Origin of the sequence: Pseudomonas sp. KBN10P06128 (assembly GCF_037574945.1) — a bacterium.
GTDB lineage: Bacteria > Pseudomonadota > Gammaproteobacteria > Pseudomonadales > Pseudomonadaceae > Pseudomonas > Pseudomonas aeruginosa.
Map to the genome: position 1 here is coordinate 6,355,883 of NZ_JBBELR010000001.1, position 21,029 is coordinate 6,376,911.

A 21,029-nucleotide genomic window follows, 5' to 3' on the forward strand; every position below is an offset into this window, starting at 1 on the left:
GCGGCTGGCTATAATGTCGCCCTCTTCGCCGGTATAGCTCAGCTGGTAGAGCAACTGACTTGTAATCAGTAGGTCCCGGGTTCGACTCCTGGTGCCGGCACCATGAATCCCGAAAAGCCCCGCCTCGCGCGGGGCTTTTTGTTTTATCCTGCTTCCTTTCTACCCAGTGATGGCACTTCGAATAGAATGCCGGGTCAGATGCACCTACCAGATCTGGGGTTGGCAGGATCGCCATTTTTCCCGTACTAATCGTCGTCTTCACGATCGATTGGTACACCTTGGCGGGACGTGTCGAAGCAGCCCTACGGACAACCACTGCTTGAACAAGGTATGACTCATGACGATTCTCGTGACCGGCAGCGCCGGCTTCATCGGCGCCAATTTCGTGCTCGACTGGCTGGCCCTGCATGACGAGCCGGTGGTCAGCCTCGACAAGCTCACCTACGCCGGCAACCGGCAGAACCTCGCCAGCCTCGACGGCGACGCCCGGCACACCTTCGTCGCCGGCGATATCGGCGATAGCCAGCTGGTAGCCCGCCTGCTCGCCGAGCACCAGCCGCGGGCGATCCTCAACTTCGCCGCGGAATCCCATGTGGACCGCTCGATCCACGGCCCCGAGGACTTCATCCAGACCAACATCGTCGGCACCTTCCGCCTGCTGGAAGAAGTGCGCGCCTACTGGGGCGCGCTGGAGCCGGAAGCGAAGGCGGCATTCCGCTTCCTCCACGTCTCCACCGACGAAGTCTATGGCTCGCTGGCACCGAGCGATCCGGCCTTCACCGAGAACAACCGCTACGAGCCGAACAGTCCCTACTCGGCGTCCAAGGCGGCCTCCGACCACCTGGTGCGGGCCTATCACCACACCTACGGGCTGCCGGTGCTGACCACCAACTGCTCGAACAACTACGGCCCCTACCACTTCCCGGAAAAGCTCATCCCACTGGTGATCCACAACGCCCTGGCCGGCAAGCCGCTGCCGATCTACGGCGACGGCCAGCAGATCCGCGACTGGCTCTACGTCAAGGACCATTGCAGCGCCATCCGCCGGGTCCTCGAAGCCGGGCAACTGGGCGAGACCTACAATGTCGGCGGCTGGAACGAAAAGGCCAACCTCGACGTGGTCGAGACCCTCTGCGCCATCCTCGACCAGGAGCAGCCGCGCGCCGACGGCCGCAGCTATCGCGAGCAGATCACCTTCGTCAAGGATCGTCCGGGCCATGATCGCCGCTACGCCATCGATGCCACGCGCCTGGAGCGCGAGCTGGGCTGGAAGCCGGCGGAAACCTTCGAGACCGGCATCCGCAAGACCGTGCGCTGGTACCTGGACAACCAGGACTGGGTGGCCAACGTAACCAGCGGTGCCTACCGCGAGTGGGTGGGTAAGCAGTACGCATGAACCGGATCCTTCTCCTCGGCGCCAACGGCCAGGTCGGCTGGGAGCTGCAGCGCGCCCTGGCGCCGCTGGGCGAACTGCTGGTCTGCGACCGCCGGCGCGCCGATCTCGCCGACCCCGAAGGCCTGGCGCGACTGGTTCGCGCCGAGCGGCCGCAGTTCATCGTCAACGCCGGCGCCTACACCGCGGTGGACAAGGCCGAGAGCGATGCCGACAACGCCCGCCTGATCAATGCCCGCGCCGTCGCGGTACTGGCCGAGGAGGCCGCGGCCTGCGGCGCCTGGCTGGTGCATTACTCCACCGACTACGTGTTCGACGGCGCGGGCAGCGCGCCTTTCGCCGAGGACGCGCCGACCGGCCCGCTGAGCGTCTACGGGCAGACCAAGCTGGAAGGCGAGCAGGCCATCCGCGCCAGCGGCTGCCGCCACCTGATCTTCCGCACCAGTTGGGTCTACGCCGCGCGCGGCGGGAACTTCGCCAAGACCATGCTGCGCCTGGCCGGGCAACGCGACGAACTCAAGGTCGTGGCCGACCAGTTCGGCGCGCCGACCAGCGCCGAGCTGATCGCCGACGTCACCGCCCAGGCCCTGCAGCGTCTGCGCTGGGATGCCGAGCTGGCAGCACGGGCCAGCGGCACCTACCACCTGGTCGCCAGCGGCGAGACGTCCTGGCACCTCTATGCGCGCTTCGTCATCGAACAGGCGCTGGAGCGGGGCTGGGAGTTGCAGGCGACGCCGCAGCGGGTCCTGCCGATCACCACCGAGGATTACCCGGTGCCGGCGAAGCGCCCGGCCAATTCGCGCCTCGACAACCACAAGCTGCAACAGGTCTTCGGCCTGGTACTGCCCGACTGGCGCTACCATGCCGGACGCATGATCCAGGAACTGAGCGAGCAGGGACCACTATGAAACGCAAGGGCATCATCCTCGCCGGAGGCTCGGGCACCCGCCTGCACCCAGCAACGCTGGCCATCTCCAAGCAGCTGCTGCCGGTGTACGACAAGCCGATGATCTACTACCCGCTCAGTACCCTGATGCTGGCGGGCATCCGCGAGATACTGATCATCTCGACCCCACAGGACACCCCACGCTTCCAGCAGTTGCTGGGCGACGGTTCGAACTGGGGCCTGGACCTGCAATATGCCGTGCAACCGTCGCCGGACGGCCTGGCCCAGGCCTTCCTGATCGGCGAGTCGTTCATCGGCAACGACCTCAGCGCGCTGGTCCTGGGCGACAACCTCTATTACGGCCACGACTTCCACGAGTTGCTCGGCAGCGCTTCGCAGCGCCAGACCGGCGCCAGCGTCTTCGCCTACCACGTGCTGGACCCGGAGCGCTACGGCGTGGTCGAGTTCGACCAGGGCGGCAAGGCCATCAGCCTGGAAGAGAAGCCACTGAAGCCGAAGTCGAACTACGCGGTCACCGGCCTGTATTTCTACGACCAGCAGGTGGTGGACATCGCGAGGGACCTGAAGCCTTCGCCGCGCGGCGAGCTGGAGATCACCGACGTCAACCGCGCCTACCTGGAGCGCGGCCAGCTCAGCGTGGAGATCATGGGCCGCGGCTACGCCTGGCTGGATACCGGCACCCACGATTCGCTGCTCGAGGCCGGCCAGTTCATCGCCACCCTGGAGAACCGCCAGGGACTCAAGGTGGCCTGCCCGGAAGAGATCGCCTACCGGCAGAAGTGGATCGACGCCGCGCAACTGGAAAAACTCGCCGCGCCGCTGGCCAAGAACGGCTACGGCCAATACCTCAAGCGCCTGCTGACCGAGACCGTGTACTGATGAAAGCGACCCGCCTGGCAATCCCCGACGTCATCCTCTTCGAACCCCGGGTGTTCGGCGACGATCGCGGATTCTTCTTCGAAAGCTACAACCAGCGCGCCTTCGAGGAGGCCTGCGGTCATCCGGTCAGCTTCGTCCAGGACAACCATTCGCGTTCCGCCCGTGGCGTCCTCCGCGGCCTGCACTACCAGATCCGGCAAGCCCAGGGAAAACTGGTGCGCGCCACCCTCGGCGAGGTATTCGACGTGGCCGTCGACCTGCGTCGCGGCTCGCCGACCTTCGGCCAGTGGGTAGGCGAACGCCTGAGCGCGGAGAACAAGCGCCAGATGTGGATTCCGGCCGGCTTCGCGCACGGCTTCGTGGTGCTCAGCGAATACGCCGAGTTCCTCTACAAGACCACCGACTTCTGGGCGCCGGAACACGAACGCTGCATCGTCTGGAACGATCCCGAGCTGAAGATCGACTGGCCGCTGCAGGATGCCCCCCTGCTTTCGGAGAAGGACCGCCAGGGCAAGGCATTCGCCGACGCCGACTGCTTCCCCTGAACGGCAGGGAGCGACCGGCCTCGGCGCAAGGCGTGATAATTTAGGGCATCCCGTCCGGGATGCCCCGGATACTCGCAGCCACGGCAGGTTCGTTCGTCTTGAAAGCCTATTTCCATCGCTGGCGCTCGCTGGTCATCCTCGCCCTGCTTCTCGCGCCGCTGCTCTGGCCCCTGCAATATTTCGCCGAGCGCTACTACAGCGAGCAGTTGGCCGAGCAGAACCGCCAGACGCTCGACCTCTACGTCGCCAATCTGCTCGGTACGCTGCGCCGCTACGAAGAACTGCCGCAGATCCTCGGCGGCCTGCCGGTGCTGCGCCAGGCCCTGCAACAACCTGGCGACCCGTTGCTGCAGAAGATCGCCAACGAGGCGCTGGCCGACATCCGCCGACGCACCGGCGCCGACGTGATCTACCTGCTGCAACCGGACGGCACCACCCAGGTCGCCTCCAACTGGGCCCAGGCGGACAGTTTCGTCCACCGCAACTTCGCCTTCCGCCCCTATTATCGCGAGGCCATGCAGGGCCGCCTGGCGCGCTTCTTCGGCCTGGGCACCACCTCGATCAAGCGCGGCTACTACTTCGCCAGTGCGGTGAAGGAAGGCTCGCGGATCATCGGCGTGCTGGTGGTGAAGGTCGATCTCGAACACATCGAACGGCTCTGGGGCAATTCCCCGGAGCAACTGCTGGTGATAGACAACTACGGCGTGGTGATCCTCTCCTCGCGCGAGGATTGGCGCTTCCATGCCAGTCGGCCGCTGAGCGCGGCGGAGCGCGACGAGATCCACGCCAACATCCCCTACCCGGTGCAGGACCCGAAGCCCCTGCGCCTGCAGCAGAGCGCCTGGCTCAGCCAGAGCCGGACGCTACCGGAAACCGGCTGGACGGTGAGCATCTACGCCCCCCGCACACTCATCGAACGGCCGGTGCGCAGCGTCCTGCTGATCGGCGGCGCGACCCTGCTCGCCCTGCTCCTGCTGCTTACCCTGCTGACCCTCAGCCGCCGTCACTACCTGGACCGCATCGCTCTCGAGGCCGAGGCCAAGCGCCAGTTGGAAGAGCGCGTACTGGAACGCACCCGCGAGCTGGAGAACGCCAACGCGCAGTTGCAGCAGGAAGTCCACGAACGCGAGCAGGCCCAGCGCGAGCTGATGCGCGCCCAGGACGAAGTGGTCCAGGCCGGCAAGCTCACGGCCCTCGGCACCATGTCGGCGAGCATCAGCCACGAACTCAACCAGCCGCTGGCGGCGATCCGCAGCTACGCCGACAACGCCCGGGTGCTGCTCGACCACCAGCGCACCGAAGACGCCCGCGGCAATCTCGAGCAGATCAGCGACCTCACCACCCGCATGGCCTCGATCATCGCCCACCTCAAGGCCTATGCTCGCGGTGCGCGCCGGGCGCCGGAGAACGTGCAGCTGCAGCCGGCGATCGAGGACGCCCTGTCGATGCTCGCCAGTCGGCGGCGGGCGATGAACGTCGAACTGCTGCGCGACGTGCCGGACGCCCCGCTGTGGGTCCAGGCCGGCGAGACCCGCTTGCGGCAGATCCTCGGCAACCTGCTCACCAATGCCCTCGACGCGCTCGCCGAGAAAGCTCCGCCACGGCGCCTGTGGGTGATCGCCAGCCAGGACCAGCACGGCGTGATCCTGACCCTGCGCGACAACGGCCCGGGGTTTTCCGAGGACGCCCTGGCCCACGCCCACGAACCCTTCTTCACCACCAAGACCACCGCCAAAGGGCTCGGCCTCGGCCTGGCCATCTGCGATAACCTATTGCGCGCCCTCGGCGGCCGCCTGGAAATGGGCAACCATCTCGAAGGCGGCGCCGTGGTGCGCCTGCACTTGCTGCCGGGAGTTCCCGGCGTCGCCGCCATGCCCCAGGAGGAAACCCGCGCATGAGTCCCTTCGCGCCATTCGATGCCCAGACCCAGGTCCTGCTGATCGACGACGATCCGCACCTGCGCCAGGCCCTGCGCCAGACGCTCGACCTCGCCGGGCTCAAGGTCGCGACCCTGGACGACGCGCGCCAGCTGGATACCGCGCAGTGCAAGGACTGGCCCGGGGTGGTGGTCAGCGACATCCGCATGCCCGGCATCGATGGCATGGAACTGCTCCGCCAATTGCACGAACAGGACGCCGACCTGCCGGTGATCCTGATCACCGGCCACGGCGACGTGCCGCTGGCGGTCCAGGCCATGCGCGGCGGCGCCTACGACTTCCTGGAAAAGCCCTTTCCCAGCGACGCCCTGCTCGACAGCGTGCGCCGCGCCCTGGAGGTGCGCCGGCTGGTCCTGGAGAACCGCACCCTGCGCCTGGCCCTGGCCGAACGCCACGAACTGCATGGGCGCCTGATCGGACGCTCGGCCGGCATGCAGCGCCTGCGCGAGCAGGTCGGCTCGCTGGCGGCGATCCAGGCCGACGTGCTGGTCCTTGGCGAAACCGGCGCCGGCAAGGAGGTGGTCGCGCGGGCCCTGCATGACCTGTCGAGCCGACGCGACGGACCGTTCGTCGCGATCAACGCCGGCGCTCTCGCCGAATCGGTGGTGGAAAGCGAACTGTTCGGCCACGAGGCCGGCGCCTTCACCGGCGCGCAGAAGCGCCGCATCGGCAAGTTCGAGTACGCCAATGGCGGCACCCTGTTCCTCGACGAGATCGAGAGCATGAGCCTGGACGTGCAGGTCAAGCTGTTGCGCCTGCTGCAGGAACGGGTAGTCGAGCGGCTCGGCTCCAACCAGCTGATCCCGCTGGATATCCGCATCATCGCGGCAACCAAGGAAGACCTGCGCCAGGCCGCCGACCAGGGCCGCTTCCGCGCCGACCTCTATTACCGCCTCAACGTCGCCAGCTTGCGCATCCCACCGCTGCGCGAGCGCGGCGAGGACATCCCGCTGCTGTTCCGCCATTTCGCCGAAGCCGGCGCCATGCGCCATGGCCTGACGCCACGCGAACTGGACGCCGGCCAGTCGGCGCGGCTGCTGGCCTACGACTGGCCGGGCAACGTGCGCGAATTGCAGAACGCCGCAGAGCGCTTCGCCCTGGGCCTCGGCCTGAGCCTGGACGACGGAGTCCTGCCCGACGCCGCCGACGAGCCGCACAACCTCAGCGCCAAGGTCGAGGCCTTCGAACGCTCGCTGATCGCCGCCGAGCTGGAACGCCCGCACAATTCGCTGCGCAGCGTCGCCGAGGCCCTCGGTATCCCGCGCAAGACCCTGCACGACAAGCTGCGCAAGCACGGCCTGCCGTTCAACACGCCTGGCGAGAATCCGCCAGATGATGGCGAATGAATGGCGGAATACCGCCAGCCGTTCGCCATTCGCGCCCGCAGCATCTCCCCTGCACGCCCTTGCCCGACTGGCACAGGGCTTGCTCACTGCTTCCCGAGCGTTCCAACAAGCAGAAGACCAGGCGCTTTTCCGATTCACGCAGCATCTGCCGCTGCGCTGCCTAGACTTCCCTTGTTCGGCCACGCCGAGAGGACATCTGTCCTCTTCATAAAAGACAGACAAGAACAAAGAGGAAGTCTCATGCTCAAGCACACCGCGAAGGCGCTCGTCTGCGCACTTTCCCTGACCGTCGCCGGAATCGTCCAGGCGGCCGACCCGATCATCATCAAGTTCTCCCACGTCGTCGCCGAGCACACGCCCAAGGGCCAGGGCGCGCTGCTGTTCAAGAAACTGGTGGAGGAACGCCTGCCGGGCAAGGTCAAGGTGGAGGTCTACCCGAACTCGTCGCTGTTCGGCGACGGCAAGGAAATGGAGGCCCTGCTGCTGGGCGACGTGCAGATCATCGCGCCGTCGCTGGCCAAGTTCGAGCAGTACACCAAGAAACTGCAGATCTTCGACCTGCCGTTCCTGTTCGACAACATCCAGGCGGTCGACCGCTTCCAGCAGAGCCCGCAGGGCAAGGAGCTGCTGACCTCGATGCAGGACAAGGGCATCACCGGCCTCGGCTACTGGCACAACGGGATGAAGCAACTGTCCGCCAACAAGCCCCTGCGCGAGCCGAAGGACGCCCGCGGCCTGAAGTTCCGCGTGCAGGCCTCCAAGGTGCTCGAGGAACAGTTCAAGGCGGTGCGCGCCAACCCGCGCAAGATGAGCTTCGCCGAGGTCTACCAGGGCCTGCAGACCGGCGTGGTCAACGGTACCGAGAACCCCTGGTCGAACATCTACTCGCAGAAGATGCACGAAGTGCAGAAGTACATCACCGAATCCGACCACGGCGTGCTGGACTACATGGTGATCACCAACACCAAGTTCTGGAACGGCCTGCCGGAAGACGTGCGCGGCGTTCTGGCCAAGACCATGGACGAGGTGACCGTGGAGGTGAACAAGCAGGCCGAGGCGCTCAACCAGGGCGACAAGCAGCGCATCGTCGAGGCCAAGACCAGCGAGATCATCGAACTCACTCCCGAACAGCGGGCCGAATGGCGCAAGGCCATGCAGCCGGTGTGGAAGAAGTTCGAAGGTGAGATCGGCGCCGACCTGATCAAGGCCGCCGAAGCCGCCAACCAGGCTCAATAAGAAGAAGAGGGAAAGCCCATGCACGCGCTCGCGCGCGTCTGGGCGCGCCTGGAGGAAGGCCTGATCGCCTTCCTCCTCGCCGCCATGACGCTGGTTACCTTCGTTTATGTAGTCCTCAATAACCTCTACACGCTGTTCTACGATCTCGCCGACCTCTGGGAGGGCGGCAACGAGACGCTGCTCGCCATCGGCGACGCCATCCTCAGCCTGGCCCAGGAGATGACCTGGAGCAACGCCCTGACCAAGGCCCTGTTCGCCTGGCTGATCTTCCTCGGCATCGCCTACGGCGTACGCACCGCCGGGCACCTCGGCGTGGACGTGCTGGTGAAGCTGGCTTCGCGGCCGGTACAGCGGGTCCTCGGCGTGATCGCCTGCCTGGCCTGCCTCGGCTACGCCGGCCTGCTCTGCGTGGCCAGCTACGACTGGGTGAAGACCCTGTTCATCGCCGGCATCGGCGCCGAGGACCTCGACCACTTCGGCATCCGCCAATGGCACATCGGCCTGATCGTGCCGGTCGGTTTCGCCCTGGTGTTCATCCGTTTCGCCGAGATCCTCGTGCGCATCCTGCGCAACCGTCAGACCGGCCTGGGCCTGGCCGACGAGGCCGCCGACGCGCTGAAGCTGACCGAGCACGAGGAGCCGAAAGCATGACCATCCTGTTCCTCTTCCTGCTGCTGTTCCTGCTGATGTTCATCGGCGTGCCGATCGCCGTCTCCCTGGGGCTCTCCGGTGCGCTGACGATCCTCCTGTTCAGCCCGGACTCGGTACGCTCGCTGGCGATCAAGCTGTTCGAGACCTCCGAGCACTACACCCTGCTGGCGATCCCGTTCTTCCTGCTCTCCGGCGCGTTCATGACCACCGGCGGGGTGGCGCGGCGCCTGATCGACTTCGCCAACGCCTGCGTCGGGCATATTCGCGGCGGCCTTGCGATCGCCGCGGTGCTCGCCTGCATGCTCTTCGCCGCGCTGTCCGGTTCCTCGCCGGCGACGGTGGCGGCGGTCGGCTCGATCGCCATCGCCGGCATGGTCCGTTCGGGCTACCCACAGGCGTTCGGCGCCGGGATCGTCTGCAACGCCGGCACCCTGGGCATCCTCATCCCACCGTCGATCGTCATGGTGGTCTATGCCGCGGCGACCGAAACCTCGGTCGGCAAGCTGTTCATGGCCGGCGTGGTCCCCGGACTATTGCTGGGCCTGATCCTGATGGTGGTGATCTACATCGTCGCCCGGGTCAAGAAGCTGCCAGCCATGCCGAGAGTCAGCCTTCGCGAATGGATCGCCAGCGCGCGCAAGGCGCTCTGGGGCCTGCTGCTGATGGTGATCATTCTCGGCGGCATCTATTCGGGCGCCTTCACCCCAACCGAGGCTGCCGCCGTCGCGGCCGTGTACTCGGCGTTCGTGGCGCTGTTCGTGTACAAGGACATGCGCCTGAAAGAGTGCCCGAAGGTGCTGCTGGAGTCCGGCAAGCTGACCATCATGCTGATGTTCATCATCGCCAACGCCATGCTCTTCGCCCATGTGCTGACCACCGAGCAGATTCCGCAGAGTATCGCCGCCTGGGTCACCGACCTCGGGCTGTCGCCGTGGATGTTCCTGCTGGTGGTGAACATCGTGCTGCTGATCGCCGGCAACTTCATGGAGCCCTCGGCGATCATCCTGATCCTGGCACCGATCTTCTTCCCCATCGCCATGGAGCTGGGTATCGATCCGATCCACCTCGGCATCATCATGGTGGTGAACATGGAGATCGGCCTGATCACCCCGCCGGTCGGCCTCAACCTGTTCGTCACCTCGGCGGTCACCGGCATGCCGCTGGGCGCGACCATCCGCGCGGCGCTGCCGTGGCTGATGATCCTGCTGGTGTTCCTGATCATCGTGACCTACATCCCGGCGGTATCCATGGCATTGCCGAACTGGCTGGGGATGAGCTGACGGAACGGTAACGACGGCGGAAAACCCCGCCCTGCGCTCGGGCCTTCGGCAAAAATCCGCTCATGCCGCAGGCCCGTGTCCCGCAGTTGACGGGCCGGGCCACCTGTCGATGGCTGGCACGCCGCTTGCTCAATCGCTCGCAGTGCCCCTGGCACCGGCTTTCGGTTCGCCCGGCGAACCGCGCCCTTCGGCCACGAACCGGATGGCGGCCCCTTCCCCCTGTGCCGACGTGCGCCAGCACGCGCGGCGGGTGGGCGGCGATCCCGTCCCCCCAGCGGTCTTCATACCCTGAAGCCCAAATGAAGAAGCCCGGCGAACGCCGGGCTTCTTCATTTCTGTCCTTGTGCTTTTTCGTTCTTTGATGAGAGCGGAAAATTATTTTTACTTATAAATAAAAAAGCACCTACACCGAAATACTGAAACACTTCTCTGGCAAACCGTGGCGGTTTTTCGGCGGACCGCCAACAAGCTGGCGAGCCCCCCTCCAAAAGTCAGAATACCGTCTCGCGAAATTCATTGATCGGCATCAACGATCCGGCTTGATCCGCGGCTTATAGCCCGATTTCGAGCAATTTCAAGCTTTCCCCGTAGCGGATGGCAAGACTTCCCTTATCACATGAAAAAACCGCCCGATTGCGGGCAGGTCTTAGATTCCTCTTCTATCTTTGGCACTCGCGACTTACAGGAATGCGTCATCTAATTACTTTGAGTAGGAAGCTATTGACGTGGATCAGCATTCAACAATAGCCGCTGCCGCCTAATGGCTTCACTCTCAATTCCTATAGGGAGATTCCGAAAATGTCCCAAGAATCCAGCCAAAAACTCCGACTAGGAGCGCTAACGGCTCTGGTTGTCGGCTCGATGATCGGAGGGGGCATCTTCTCCCTTCCGCAAAACATGGCAGCCAGCGCCGACGTCGGCGCCGTCCTGATCGGATGGGCGATCACCGCCGTCGGCATGCTCACCCTCGCTTTCGTCTTCCAGACCCTCGCCAACCGCAAGCCCGAACTCGACGGCGGCGTGTACGCCTACGCCAAGGCCGGCTTCGGCGACTACATGGGTTTCTCCTCGGCCTGGGGCTACTGGATCAGCGCCTGGCTGGGCAACGTCGGCTACTTCGTCCTGTTGTTCAGCACCCTCGGCTACTTCTTCCCGATCTTCGGCAAGGGCGACACCGTCGCCGCGATCGTCTGCGCCTCGGTCCTGCTCTGGGCCCTGCACTTCCTGGTGCTGCGCGGGATCAAGGAAGCGGCGTTCATCAACACCGTCACCACCGTGGCCAAGATCGTCCCGCTGTTCCTGTTCATCCTGATCTGCCTGTTCGCCTTCAAGCTGGACATCTTCACCGCCGACATCTGGGGCAAGAGCAACCCGGACCTGGGCAGCGTGATGAACCAGGTGCGCAACATGATGCTGGTCACCGTCTGGGTGTTCATCGGCATCGAGGGCGCGAGCATCTTCTCCTCCCGCGCGGAAAAACGTTCCGACGTCGGCAAGGCCACCGTGATCGGCTTCATCACCGTCCTGCTCCTGCTGGTGCTGGTCAACGTGCTGTCCATGGGCGTGATGACCCAGCCGGAACTGGCCAAGCTGCAGAACCCGTCGATGGCGCTGGTACTCGAGCATGTGGTCGGCCACTGGGGCGCCGTGCTGATCAGCGTCGGCCTGCTGATCTCGCTGCTGGGCGCGCTGCTCTCCTGGGTGCTGCTGTGCGCCGAGATCATGTTCGCCGCGGCCAAGGACCACACCATGCCGGAGTTCCTGCGCCGCGAGAACGCCAACCAGGTGCCGGCCAACGCCCTGTGGCTGACCAACATCTGCGTACAGGTGTTCCTGGTGGTGGTGTTCTTCACCTCGGGCGACCCGGACGGAATGGACCCGTACACCAAGATGCTGCTCCTGGCCACCTCGATGATCCTGATCCCGTACTTCTGGTCCGCCGCCTATGGCCTGCTGCTGACCCTGAAGGGCGAGACCTACGAGAACGATGCCCGCGAACGCAGCAAGGACCTGGTCATCGCCGGCATCGCCGTGGTCTACGCGGTCTGGCTGCTCTACGCCGGTGGCCTGAAGTACCTGCTGCTGTCCGCCCTGCTGTATGCGCCCGGCGCGATCCTCTTCGCCAAGGCCAAGCACGAGGTCGGCCAGCCGATCTTCACCGGAATCGAAAAACTGATCTTCGCCGCAGTCGTCATTGGCGCCCTGGTGGCTGCCTACGGCCTCTACGACGGTTTCCTCACCCTCTGATTACTCCACTGGAGACGTGAAATGAGCACGGAAAAAACCAAACTTGGCGTCCACTCCGAAGCCGGCAAACTGCGCAAAGTGATGGTCTGCTCGCCCGGACTCGCCCACCAGCGCCTGACCCCGAGCAACTGCGACGAGTTGCTGTTCGACGACGTGATCTGGGTGAACCAGGCCAAGCGCGACCACTTCGACTTCGTCACCAAGATGCGCGAGCGCGGCATCGACGTCCTCGAGATGCACAACCTGCTGACCGAGACCATCCAGAACCCGGAAGCGCTGAAGTGGATCCTCGATCGCAAGATCACCGCCGACAGCGTCGGCCTGGGCCTGACCAGCGAGCTGCGCTCCTGGCTGGAGAGCCTGGAGCCGCGCAAGCTGGCCGAGTACCTGATCGGCGGCGTCGCCGCTGACGACCTGCCCGCCAGCGAAGGCGCCAACATCCTCAAGATGTACCGCGAGTACCTGGGCCATTCCAGCTTCCTGCTGCCGCCGTTGCCGAACACCCAGTTCACCCGCGACACCACTTGCTGGATCTACGGCGGCGTGACCCTGAACCCGATGTACTGGCCGGCGCGACGACAGGAAACCCTGCTGACCACCGCCATCTACAAGTTCCACCCCGAGTTCGCCAACGCCGAGTTCGAGATCTGGTACGGCGACCCGGACAAGGACCACGGCTCCTCGACCCTGGAAGGCGGCGACGTGATGCCGATCGGCAACGGCGTGGTCCTGATCGGCATGGGCGAGCGCTCCTCGCGCCAGGCCATCGGTCAGGTCGCCCAGTCGCTGTTCGCCAAGGGCGCCGCCGAGCGGGTGATCGTCGCCGGCCTGCCGAAGTCCCGCGCCGCGATGCACCTGGACACCGTGTTCAGCTTCTGCGACCGCGACCTGGTCACGGTCTTCCCGGAAGTGGTCAAGGAAATCGTGCCCTTCAGCCTGCGCCCCGATCCGAGCAGCCCCTACGGCATGAGCATCCGTCGCGAGGAGAAAACCTTCCTCGAAGTGGTCGCCGAATCCCTCGGCCTGAAGAAGCTGCGCGTGGTCGAGACCGGCGGCAACAGCTTCGCCGCCGAGCGCGAGCAATGGGACGACGGTAACAACGTGGTCTGCCTGGAGCCGGGCGTGGTGGTCGGCTACGACCGCAACACCTACACCAACACCCTGCTGCGCAAGGCCGGCGTCGAGGTCATCACCATCAGCGCCAGCGAACTGGGTCGCGGTCGCGGCGGCGGCCACTGCATGACCTGCCCGATCGTCCGCGACCCGATCGACTACTGACAGACAACCCTCTCTCGAGCTGAACGGCGGCGTCCCCAGGAGGGGCGCCGCCCACCGACTTCCCACAAGGAGATCAATCATGGCTTTCAACATGCACAACCGTAACCTGCTCAGCCTGATGCACCACAGCACCCGCGAGCTGCGTTACCTGCTCGACCTGTCCCGCGACCTCAAGCGCGCCAAGTACACCGGCACCGAGCAGCAGCACCTGCAACGCAAGAACATCGCCCTGATCTTCGAGAAGACCTCCACCCGCACCCGCTGCGCCTTCGAGGTGGCCGCCTACGACCAGGGCGCCAACGTCACCTACATCGACCCGAACTCCTCGCAGATCGGCCACAAGGAGAGCATGAAGGACACCGCGCGGGTCCTCGGCCGGATGTACGACGCCATCGAGTACCGCGGCTTCAAGCAGGAAATCGTCGAGGAACTCGCGAAGTTCGCCGGCGTTCCGGTGTTCAACGGCCTGACCGACGAATACCACCCGACCCAGATGCTCGCCGACGTGCTGACCATGCGCGAGCATAGCGACAAGCCGCTGCACGACATCAGCTACGCCTACCTGGGCGACGCGCGCAACAACATGGGCAACTCCCTGCTGCTGATCGGCGCCAAGCTCGGCATGGACGTACGCATCGCCGCACCGAAGGCGCTCTGGCCGCACGACGAGTTCGTCGCCCAGTGCAAGAAATTCGCCGAGGAAAGCGGCGCCAAGCTGACCCTCACCGAGGATCCGAAGGAAGCCGTGAAGGGCGTGGACTTCGTCCACACCGACGTCTGGGTGTCGATGGGCGAGCCGGTGGAAGCCTGGGGCGAGCGGATCAAGGAACTGCTGCCCTACCAGGTCAACATGGAGATCATGAAGGCCACCGGCAACCCGCGGGCCAAGTTCATGCACTGCCTGCCGGCGTTCCACAACAGCGAGACCAAGGTCGGCAAGCAGATCGCCGAGCAGTATCCGAACCTGGCCAACGGCATCGAGGTGACCGAGGACGTCTTCGAGTCGCCCTACAACATCGCCTTCGAGCAGGCCGAGAACCGCATGCACACCATCAAGGCGATCCTCGTCTCGACCCTCGCCGACATCTGACCGCGCTCCTGCGCCCCGGCCCACGCGGCCGGGCGCAGCCGCCTTCCGGAGGTAACCGATATGCGTATCGTCGTCGCATTGGGCGGTAATGCCCTGCTACGCCGTGGCGAACCCATGACCGCGGACAACCAGCGGGAAAACGTGCGGATCGCCGCCGAACAGATCGCCAAGGTGGCGCCCGGCAACGAGCTGGTGATCGCCCACGGCAACGGCCCCCAGGTCGGCCTGCTGGCCCTCCAGGGGGCCGCCTACGACCAGGTCTCGCCCTACCCGCTGGACGTCCTCGGCGCGGAAACCGAGGGCATGATCGGCTACATGATCGAACAGGAGATGGGCAACCTGCTGCCGTTCGAAGTGCCGTTCGCCACCATCCTCACCCAGGTCGAGGTGGACGGTAAGGATCCGGCGTTCCAGAACCCGACCAAGCCGATCGGCCCGGTCTACTCCAGGGAAGAAGCCGAGCGCCTGGCCGCCGAGAAGGGCTGGAGCATCGCCCCGGACGGCGACAAGTTCCGCCGCGTGGTGCCCAGCCCGCGGCCGAAGCGGATCTTCGAGATCCGCCCGGTGAAGTGGCTGCTGGAGAAAGGCACCATCGTCATCTGCGCTGGCGGCGGCGGTATCCCGACCATGTACGACGAGGCCGGGAAGAAGCTCAGCGGCGTCGAGGCGGTGATCGACAAGGACCTCTGCTCCTCGCTGCTGGCCCAGGAGCTGGTGGCCGACATCCTGATCATCGCCACCGACGTCGACGCGGCCTACGTCGACTGGGGCAAGCCGACCCAGAAGGCCATCGCCCAGGCCCACCCGGACGAACTGGAGCGCCTCGGCTTCGCCGCCGGCTCCATGGGACCGAAGGTCCAGGCCGCCATCGAGTTCGCCCGCGCCACCGGCAAGGACGCGGTGATCGGTTCGCTCGCGGACATCGTCGCGATCACCGAGGGCAAGGCGGGAACACGGGTCAGCACGCGCAAGGCGGGCATCGAGTACCGCTGATACCCCCCCAGGGCCGCTTCGCGGCCCTTCTTCATTCTCCTCCGCCGGCATCGGGCGAAGGGCGGATAACGCCACGCGTCATCCGCCGCCTCCGCGGACGCCCCGGCGCCGCGCCTCTGCGCGCGGACTTTCAAGCAAGTCCCGCAACACTCGCCCACGCACCACCTCTGCCAACAGCCCGGCCATGGGCGTCAATCCCCCCACGGCAGACCGCCAGCACTTGTGGAAAGCCCACGCAACGCGGTATTCAGTAGGAAAATACGTGACTCGATAGTCATGATTCACGTCAGCATAGTCACCCTGATCATTTCAACGGCCACTGGCTCGTGCCCGGGTCCGTGAAGCTCGCCTCGCCGACGGGAAAGGCCGCCATCGCCGCCACGCGCTTCCCGCTCCGGACCAGGCAGCAGCCCGGCACGCGAACGACTATTCGAAGGAGTTTCTGAGTGATGTCTCGACTACCGGTCATTGTTGGTTTCGGTGGCTACAACGCAGCAGGCCGTAGTTCCTTCCACCACGGCTTCCGTCGCATGGTCATCGAATCGATGGACCCGCAGGCGCGCCAGGAAACCCTAGCCGGCCTGGCGGTCATGATGAAACTGGTCAAGGCCGAAGGCGGCCGCTACCTGGCCGAAGACGGCACGCCGATGTCCCCGGAGGACATCGAGCGGCGCTACGCCGAACGCATCTTCGCCTCTACCCTGGTGCGACGCATCGAACCGCAGTACCTCGACCCGGATGCAGTCCACTGGCACAAGGTCCTCGAGCTGTCCCCTGCCGAAGGCCAGGCGCTGACCTTCAAGGCCTCGCCCAAGCAACTGCCCGAGCCGCTGCCGGCCAACTGGTCGATCGCTCCCGCGGAGGATGGCGAGGTACTGGTGAGCATCCACGAGCGCTGCGAGTTCAAGGTCGACAGCTACCGTGCGCTGACGGTGAAGTCCGCTGGCCAGCTGCCCACCGGTTTCGAACCGGGCGAGCTGTACAACTCGCGCTTCCACCCGCGCGGCCTGCAGATGTCGGTGGTCGCCGCGACCGACGCGATCCGCTCCACCGGCATCGACTGGAAGACCATCGTCGACAACGTCCAGCCCGACGAGATCGCGGTGTTCTCCGGCAGCATCATGAGCCAGCTCGACGACAACGGTTTCGGCGGCCTGATGCAATCCCGCCTGAAGGGCCACCGGGTCTCGGCCAAGCAACTGCCGCTGGGCTTCAACAGCATGCCCACCGATTTCATCAATGCCTACGTGCTCGGCAGCGTCGGCATGACCGGCAGCATCACAGGCGCCTGCGCCACCTTCCTCTACAACCTGCAGAAGGGTATCGACGTCATCACCAGCGGCCAGGCCCGGGTGGTCATCGTCGGCAACAGCGAGGCGCCGATCCTGCCGGAGTGCATCGAGGGCTACAGCGCCATGGGCGCACTGGCCACCGAAGAAGGCCTGCGCCTGATCGAAGGCCGCGACGACGTGGACTTCCGCCGCGCCAGCCGGCCGTTCGGCGAGAACTGCGGCTTCACCCTGGCCGAGTCCAGCCAATACGTAGTGCTGATGGACGACGAACTGGCCCTGCGCCTGGGCGCGGATATCCACGGCGCGGTGACCGACGTGTTCATCAACGCCGACGGTTTCAAGAAGTCCATCTCCGCCCCCGGCCCGGGCAACTACCTGACGGTAGCCAAGGCGGTGGCCAGCGCGGTGCAGATCGTCGGCCTGGACACCGTGCGCCACGCCAGCTTCGTCCACGCTCACGGCTCCAGCACGCCGGCCAACCGGGTCACCGAATCGGAAATCCTCGACCGCGTGGCCAGCGCCTTCGGCATCGACGGCTGGCCGGTCACCGCGGTGAAGGCCTACGTCGGCCACTCCCTGGCCACCGCCAGCGCCGACCAGCTGATCTCCGCCCTAGGCACCTTCAAGTACGGCATCCTCCCTGGGATCAAGACCATCGACAAGGTCGCCGACGACGTCCATCAGCAGCGCCTGAGCATCTCCAATCGCGACATGCGCCAGGACAAGCCGCTGGAGGTGTGCTTCATCAACTCCAAGGGCTTCGGCGGCAACAACGCCAGCGGCGTGGTGCTGTCGCCGCGAATCGCCGAGAAGATGCTGCGCAAGCGCCATGGCCAAGCGGCCTTCGCCGCCTACGTCGAGAAGCGCGAGCAGACCCGCGCCGCCGCCCGCGCCTACGACCAGCGCGCGCTGCAGGGCGACCTGGAGATCATCTACAACTTCGGCCAGGACCTGATCGACGAGCACGCCATCGAGGTCAGCGCCGAACAGGTGACGGTGCCCGGCTTCAGCCAGCCGCTGGTATACAAGAAGGACGCGCGTTTCAGCGACATGCTCGACTGAGCGCCGCCACAACGGCAAAGGCCCGGCTAGAAGACCGGGCCTTTTCGTTTCAGTGCAGCGCGCGCCAGTTGGATCAGCTCGCTGCGCCACTCGGCGAGCCTATCTGGATGCGCTGGATCAGGTGATGGCCAGTTCCAGCGTTTCACCGACAGCCGCTGGAAGTTCACGGGTACGATGCCGATCTGGACTTCCAGCGTCCCATGGATGAACAAACAGCGACGAGGTTCCTGACGGAGCTGAAAAAGCACGGATCGGCCAATTTTGACATCAAGTTCCACGGTGAAGCTCCCATTGAGTTATCAGGCACTGGATATCCGTTCTAATAGCCCTCGAAACACCTATTTATTGACAGGTGTTTTCTCATCGCTGGAGGAAAGTACATAGTAAAAAAATACGAACCCCAGCCATAGGGGAAGCATTGCCTCATAATCCCCACTGAAAAAAGAGCAGGCAAATCCTACCAGCCAAACCGCAAGAAGAATTCCACTCAACACCTGTGTGGTCTTACTGCGAAATATCAGTCCTCCAGAGGTTCTCCGCCAACCTAGAATCAGCAACGGCAGGAGCATAAAACAGACGGCAAAGGCGACCGCGCAAGAGATAAACCAGGAAACTACTATATTGTCCCTCCACGTTGGATACAGCATTCTATCCAGACTCAAAGAGGTTGCTAAAACTTCTGAAAGCACAATGGAAGCTGGAGTCGCCAAATAGAGAAAAACCAAAAGCACACGACTTCTCCTCACGACTACCGGAGATGGCAGGAAGAATATAGCGAGCGCCAAAATAAGCGCACAAATCGAATACCGCTCCAGATAGATCTTATCGGTAAGCTGCCGGAGCAGCTCATCCTGAAATTTCTCTTCAGCGGTCAGTCTTGAAGCATAGTCATTCATATTCTCAGGATAGATATCTGCCAACACCTCATAACTTTTTAAAACATCCATGCCCAACGAAGCTGAGAATAGATAAATCGATACGCTCGCCATCACAGCCGCAGCTAAAACACGAAAACGATAGATCGATGGATATGTTGGCATAGTGCCCTCCCGCAAACGCGAGAACTCTACGCTCTACATGCTCTCCCCGTGTGCGATTACGATGGAGTTTTCATGGAGCCCATGATCCTCCCCAGGCTTCGGAAAAAATCACACAGGAACTTACTCAGGCGCCACCCCTATCGGCACCGGCCGACAGCTCAACGAAAAGCCCCGCTCATGCGGTCATGCCGTTCACCAAAGTGAATATTTGGTGAGCCACTACCGAATCCCGCTGTCAGTCATCTGCTGCGGGCTATTTGCATGTTTTCTGTCAGCCCGAGCGGGCAAAACATCGTAATCTCCCATAGAGACCAGAAAACAGATCAGAAAACAGCATTAGGGTTCGACCAGCTCTTTCGTTTCAGTGCAGCGCGCGCGCCAGTTGGATCAGCTCGTTGCGCCACTCGGCAGCGCGCGGCAGGGCCAGGAATGAGCCGTTGAGGTAGTCCTCGCGCGGCTCGTAGGTGAATGGCGCGCCATGCAGGTCGAGCACCTCGCCGCCGGCGCCTTCCAGCACACCCTGGGCGGCGGCCGTGTCCCATTGCGAGGTTGGCGTCAGGCGCGGATAGCAGTCGGCAGCGCCCTCGGCCAGCAGGCAGAACTTCAGCGAACTGCCGATGCTGGCTCGCCGCAGGTCGCCGAAGCGCTCGCTCAAGCCATCCAGCAGGCGCTCCTGGGCCGGGCTGCCGTGGCGCTTGCTGGCCACCACGGTGAAGGCCTCCTCGGGCTCCAGGCGCACACTGATCGGTTGCGCGCGGCCATCGGCCTCCTCGCGCCAGGCACCAAGACCGGCGCCACCGTAGTAGCAGCGGCCGCTCACCGGCACGCCGACCAGGCCGAACAGCACCCGGCCATCCTCGACCAGGGCCACGTTGACGGTGAACTCCTCGCTACCGGAGATGAACTCCTTGGTGCCGTCCAGCGGGTCCACCAGCCACCAGCGCCGCCAGTGGCCGCGCTCGCTCAGCGGTATCTCGCAATCCTCTTCGGAAAGCACCGGAATGTCCGGCGCCAGCGCCCGCAATCCCGCCTCCAATATATGGTGCGCGGCCAGGTCGGCGGCAGTCACCGGCGATTCGTCGGCCTTCGAGCGCACCGCCACGTCGGCGCGCCAGTGCGGCAGGATCGCCTCGCCGGCGCGCCGCACCAGCGCCACCAATTCGCCCCAAGGCACCGGCCTCATGCCTGGTACTCGCCGCGCTGGGTGAGCAGGTCGCGCACCAGGTACAGCGCGGCCAGGGCGCGGCCTTCGCTGAACTGGGCGTGCTGGGCCAGGCTCGAGAGTTCGCGCAGGCTGATGCGATCGACGCCCATCGGCTCCGGCTCGTCGCCCGGCAGGCGCTCCTCGTAGAGATCGCGCGCCAGCACCACCTGGATGCGCTGGCTCATGTAGCCCGGCGACAGCGACAGTTCGGTGATGTGCTCCAGTTGCCGGGCCCCGTAGCCCGCTTCTTCCTTGAGTTCGCGGTTGGCCGCCGCGAGGATGTCCTCGCCCGGCTCGACCAGGCCCTTGGGCAGCGACAACTGGTATTCGTCGACCCCGGCGCAATATTCCTCCACCAGCACCGCGTGCTCGGCATCGAGCATGGCCACCACCATCACCGCACCGTAGCCCTGGCCCTTGCCGACCAGACGCTCGTAGGTGCGCTCGACGCCATTGCTGAAGCGCAGTTGCAACTCCTCGACAGCGAACAGTCGGCTCTTCGCGACGATCTCGCTGGCGAGTACGGTGGGTTTCTGACGCATGTGGATAACTCCTTGGCGAAGCCGGCGGGTTATCATACCCCGGCTTTTCCGATTATCCCTGTCGGAGATTGATGGGAAGCGACAGATTTCCGCATCGATCGCGACGA

The 21,029-nt window shown here is 64.6% G+C and carries 18 protein-coding genes and 1 tRNA gene; 15 read left to right on the forward strand and 4 right to left on the reverse strand.

Annotation, left to right across the window (positions count from 1 at the left end; genetic code table 11):
• Positions 1-27 precede the first annotated feature (27 nt).
• The 15 genes from VQ065_RS29640 (at position 28) to fabY (ending at position 18,136) form a co-directional block, all read left to right on the forward strand.
• Positions 28-103, forward strand: a tRNA-Thr gene (locus VQ065_RS29640).
• 234 nt (positions 104-337) lie between these two features.
• The gene (rfbB, locus tag VQ065_RS29645) at positions 338-1,396 is read left to right on the forward strand and encodes a dTDP-glucose 4,6-dehydratase (protein WP_003096179.1); all 1,059 of its coding nucleotides are present in this window, start codon (positions 338-340) and stop codon (positions 1,394-1,396) included.
• On the forward strand, positions 1,393-2,301 hold the full coding sequence (rfbD, locus tag VQ065_RS29650; protein WP_003096180.1) for a dTDP-4-dehydrorhamnose reductase: 909 nt from the start codon (positions 1,393-1,395) through the stop codon (positions 2,299-2,301). The genes rfbB and rfbD overlap by 4 nt, the downstream gene beginning before the upstream one ends.
• Complete coding sequence (gene rfbA, locus VQ065_RS29655) at positions 2,298-3,179, forward strand: glucose-1-phosphate thymidylyltransferase RfbA (RefSeq protein ID WP_003096181.1); 882 nt, start codon at positions 2,298-2,300, stop codon at positions 3,177-3,179. The genes rfbD and rfbA overlap by 4 nt, the downstream gene beginning before the upstream one ends.
• Positions 3,179-3,724, forward strand: coding sequence for a dTDP-4-dehydrorhamnose 3,5-epimerase (gene rfbC / locus VQ065_RS29660; protein WP_003096184.1), 546 nt, complete (start codon positions 3,179-3,181; stop codon positions 3,722-3,724). Before rfbA ends, rfbC begins: the two co-directional genes overlap by 1 nt.
• Before the next feature lie 59 nt (positions 3,725-3,783).
• Positions 3,784-5,622 carry a two-component system sensor histidine kinase DctB gene (gene dctB, locus VQ065_RS29665; protein WP_003141891.1) on the forward strand — a complete coding sequence of 613 codons (1,839 nt, stop codon included), beginning with the start codon at positions 3,784-3,786 and terminating at the stop codon, positions 5,620-5,622.
• Positions 5,619-7,007, forward strand: a complete 1,389-nt coding sequence (gene dctD, locus VQ065_RS29670; protein WP_003096187.1) for a two-component system response regulator DctD — start codon at positions 5,619-5,621, stop codon at positions 7,005-7,007. Before dctB ends, dctD begins: the two co-directional genes overlap by 4 nt.
• Before the next feature lie 240 nt (positions 7,008-7,247).
• On the forward strand, positions 7,248-8,243 hold the full coding sequence (gene dctP, locus VQ065_RS29675; RefSeq protein ID WP_003096189.1) for a C4-dicarboxylate TRAP substrate-binding protein DctP: 996 nt from the start codon (positions 7,248-7,250) through the stop codon (positions 8,241-8,243).
• 18 nt (positions 8,244-8,261) lie between these two features.
• Positions 8,262-8,894, forward strand: coding sequence for a C4-dicarboxylate TRAP transporter small permease protein DctQ (gene dctQ, locus VQ065_RS29680; RefSeq protein ID WP_003096191.1), 633 nt, complete (start codon positions 8,262-8,264; stop codon positions 8,892-8,894).
• Positions 8,891-10,174 carry a C4-dicarboxylate TRAP transporter large permease protein DctM gene (dctM, locus tag VQ065_RS29685; RefSeq protein WP_003096192.1) on the forward strand — a complete coding sequence of 428 codons (1,284 nt, stop codon included), beginning with the start codon at positions 8,891-8,893 and terminating at the stop codon, positions 10,172-10,174. The genes dctQ and dctM overlap by 4 nt, the downstream gene beginning before the upstream one ends.
• 798 nt (positions 10,175-10,972) lie before the next feature.
• On the forward strand, positions 10,973-12,421 hold the full coding sequence (arcD, locus tag VQ065_RS29690) for an arginine-ornithine antiporter (RefSeq protein ID WP_003141893.1): 1,449 nt from the start codon (positions 10,973-10,975) through the stop codon (positions 12,419-12,421).
• A 21-nt stretch (positions 12,422-12,442) separates the two neighbouring features.
• The gene (arcA, locus tag VQ065_RS29695) at positions 12,443-13,699 is read left to right on the forward strand and encodes an arginine deiminase (protein ID WP_003096196.1); all 1,257 of its coding nucleotides are present in this window, start codon (positions 12,443-12,445) and stop codon (positions 13,697-13,699) included.
• A gap of 79 nt (positions 13,700-13,778) precedes the next feature.
• The gene (locus tag VQ065_RS29700) at positions 13,779-14,789 is read left to right on the forward strand and encodes an ornithine carbamoyltransferase (RefSeq protein WP_003096197.1); all 1,011 of its coding nucleotides are present in this window, start codon (positions 13,779-13,781) and stop codon (positions 14,787-14,789) included.
• Positions 14,790-14,849: 60 nt separating this feature from the next.
• Complete coding sequence (gene arcC, locus VQ065_RS29705) at positions 14,850-15,782, forward strand: carbamate kinase (RefSeq protein WP_003096199.1); 933 nt, start codon at positions 14,850-14,852, stop codon at positions 15,780-15,782.
• 449 nt (positions 15,783-16,231) lie between these two features.
• On the forward strand, positions 16,232-18,136 hold the full coding sequence (fabY, locus tag VQ065_RS29710) for a beta-ketoacyl-ACP synthase FabY (RefSeq protein WP_003096201.1): 1,905 nt from the start codon (positions 16,232-16,234) through the stop codon (positions 18,134-18,136).
• 26 nt (positions 18,137-18,162) lie between these two features.
• On the opposite strand, the gene VQ065_RS29715 is transcribed toward fabY, so the two are convergent.
• The 4 genes from VQ065_RS29715 to nudE all read right to left on the reverse strand — a co-directional run bounded on the left by VQ065_RS29715 (position 18,163) and on the right by nudE (position 20,922).
• The gene (locus VQ065_RS29715; RefSeq protein ID WP_223193920.1) at positions 18,163-18,414 is read right to left on the reverse strand and encodes a hypothetical protein; all 252 of its coding nucleotides are present in this window, start codon (positions 18,412-18,414) and stop codon (positions 18,163-18,165) included.
• 60 nt (positions 18,415-18,474) lie between these two features.
• Entirely contained in the window at positions 18,475-19,176 is a 702-nt protein-coding gene (locus VQ065_RS29720) for a hypothetical protein (RefSeq protein ID WP_023098869.1), read from the reverse strand.
• A 361-nt stretch (positions 19,177-19,537) separates the two neighbouring features.
• Positions 19,538-20,359, reverse strand: coding sequence for a 3'(2'),5'-bisphosphate nucleotidase CysQ (cysQ, locus tag VQ065_RS29725; RefSeq protein ID WP_015503807.1), 822 nt, complete (start codon positions 20,357-20,359; stop codon positions 19,538-19,540).
• Positions 20,356-20,922: an ADP compounds hydrolase NudE gene (gene nudE, locus VQ065_RS29730; protein ID WP_003096206.1), complete on the reverse strand. Its 567-nt coding sequence runs from the start codon at positions 20,920-20,922 to the stop codon at positions 20,356-20,358. Before nudE ends, cysQ begins: the two co-directional genes overlap by 4 nt.
• Positions 20,923-21,029: the final 107 nt, after the last annotated feature.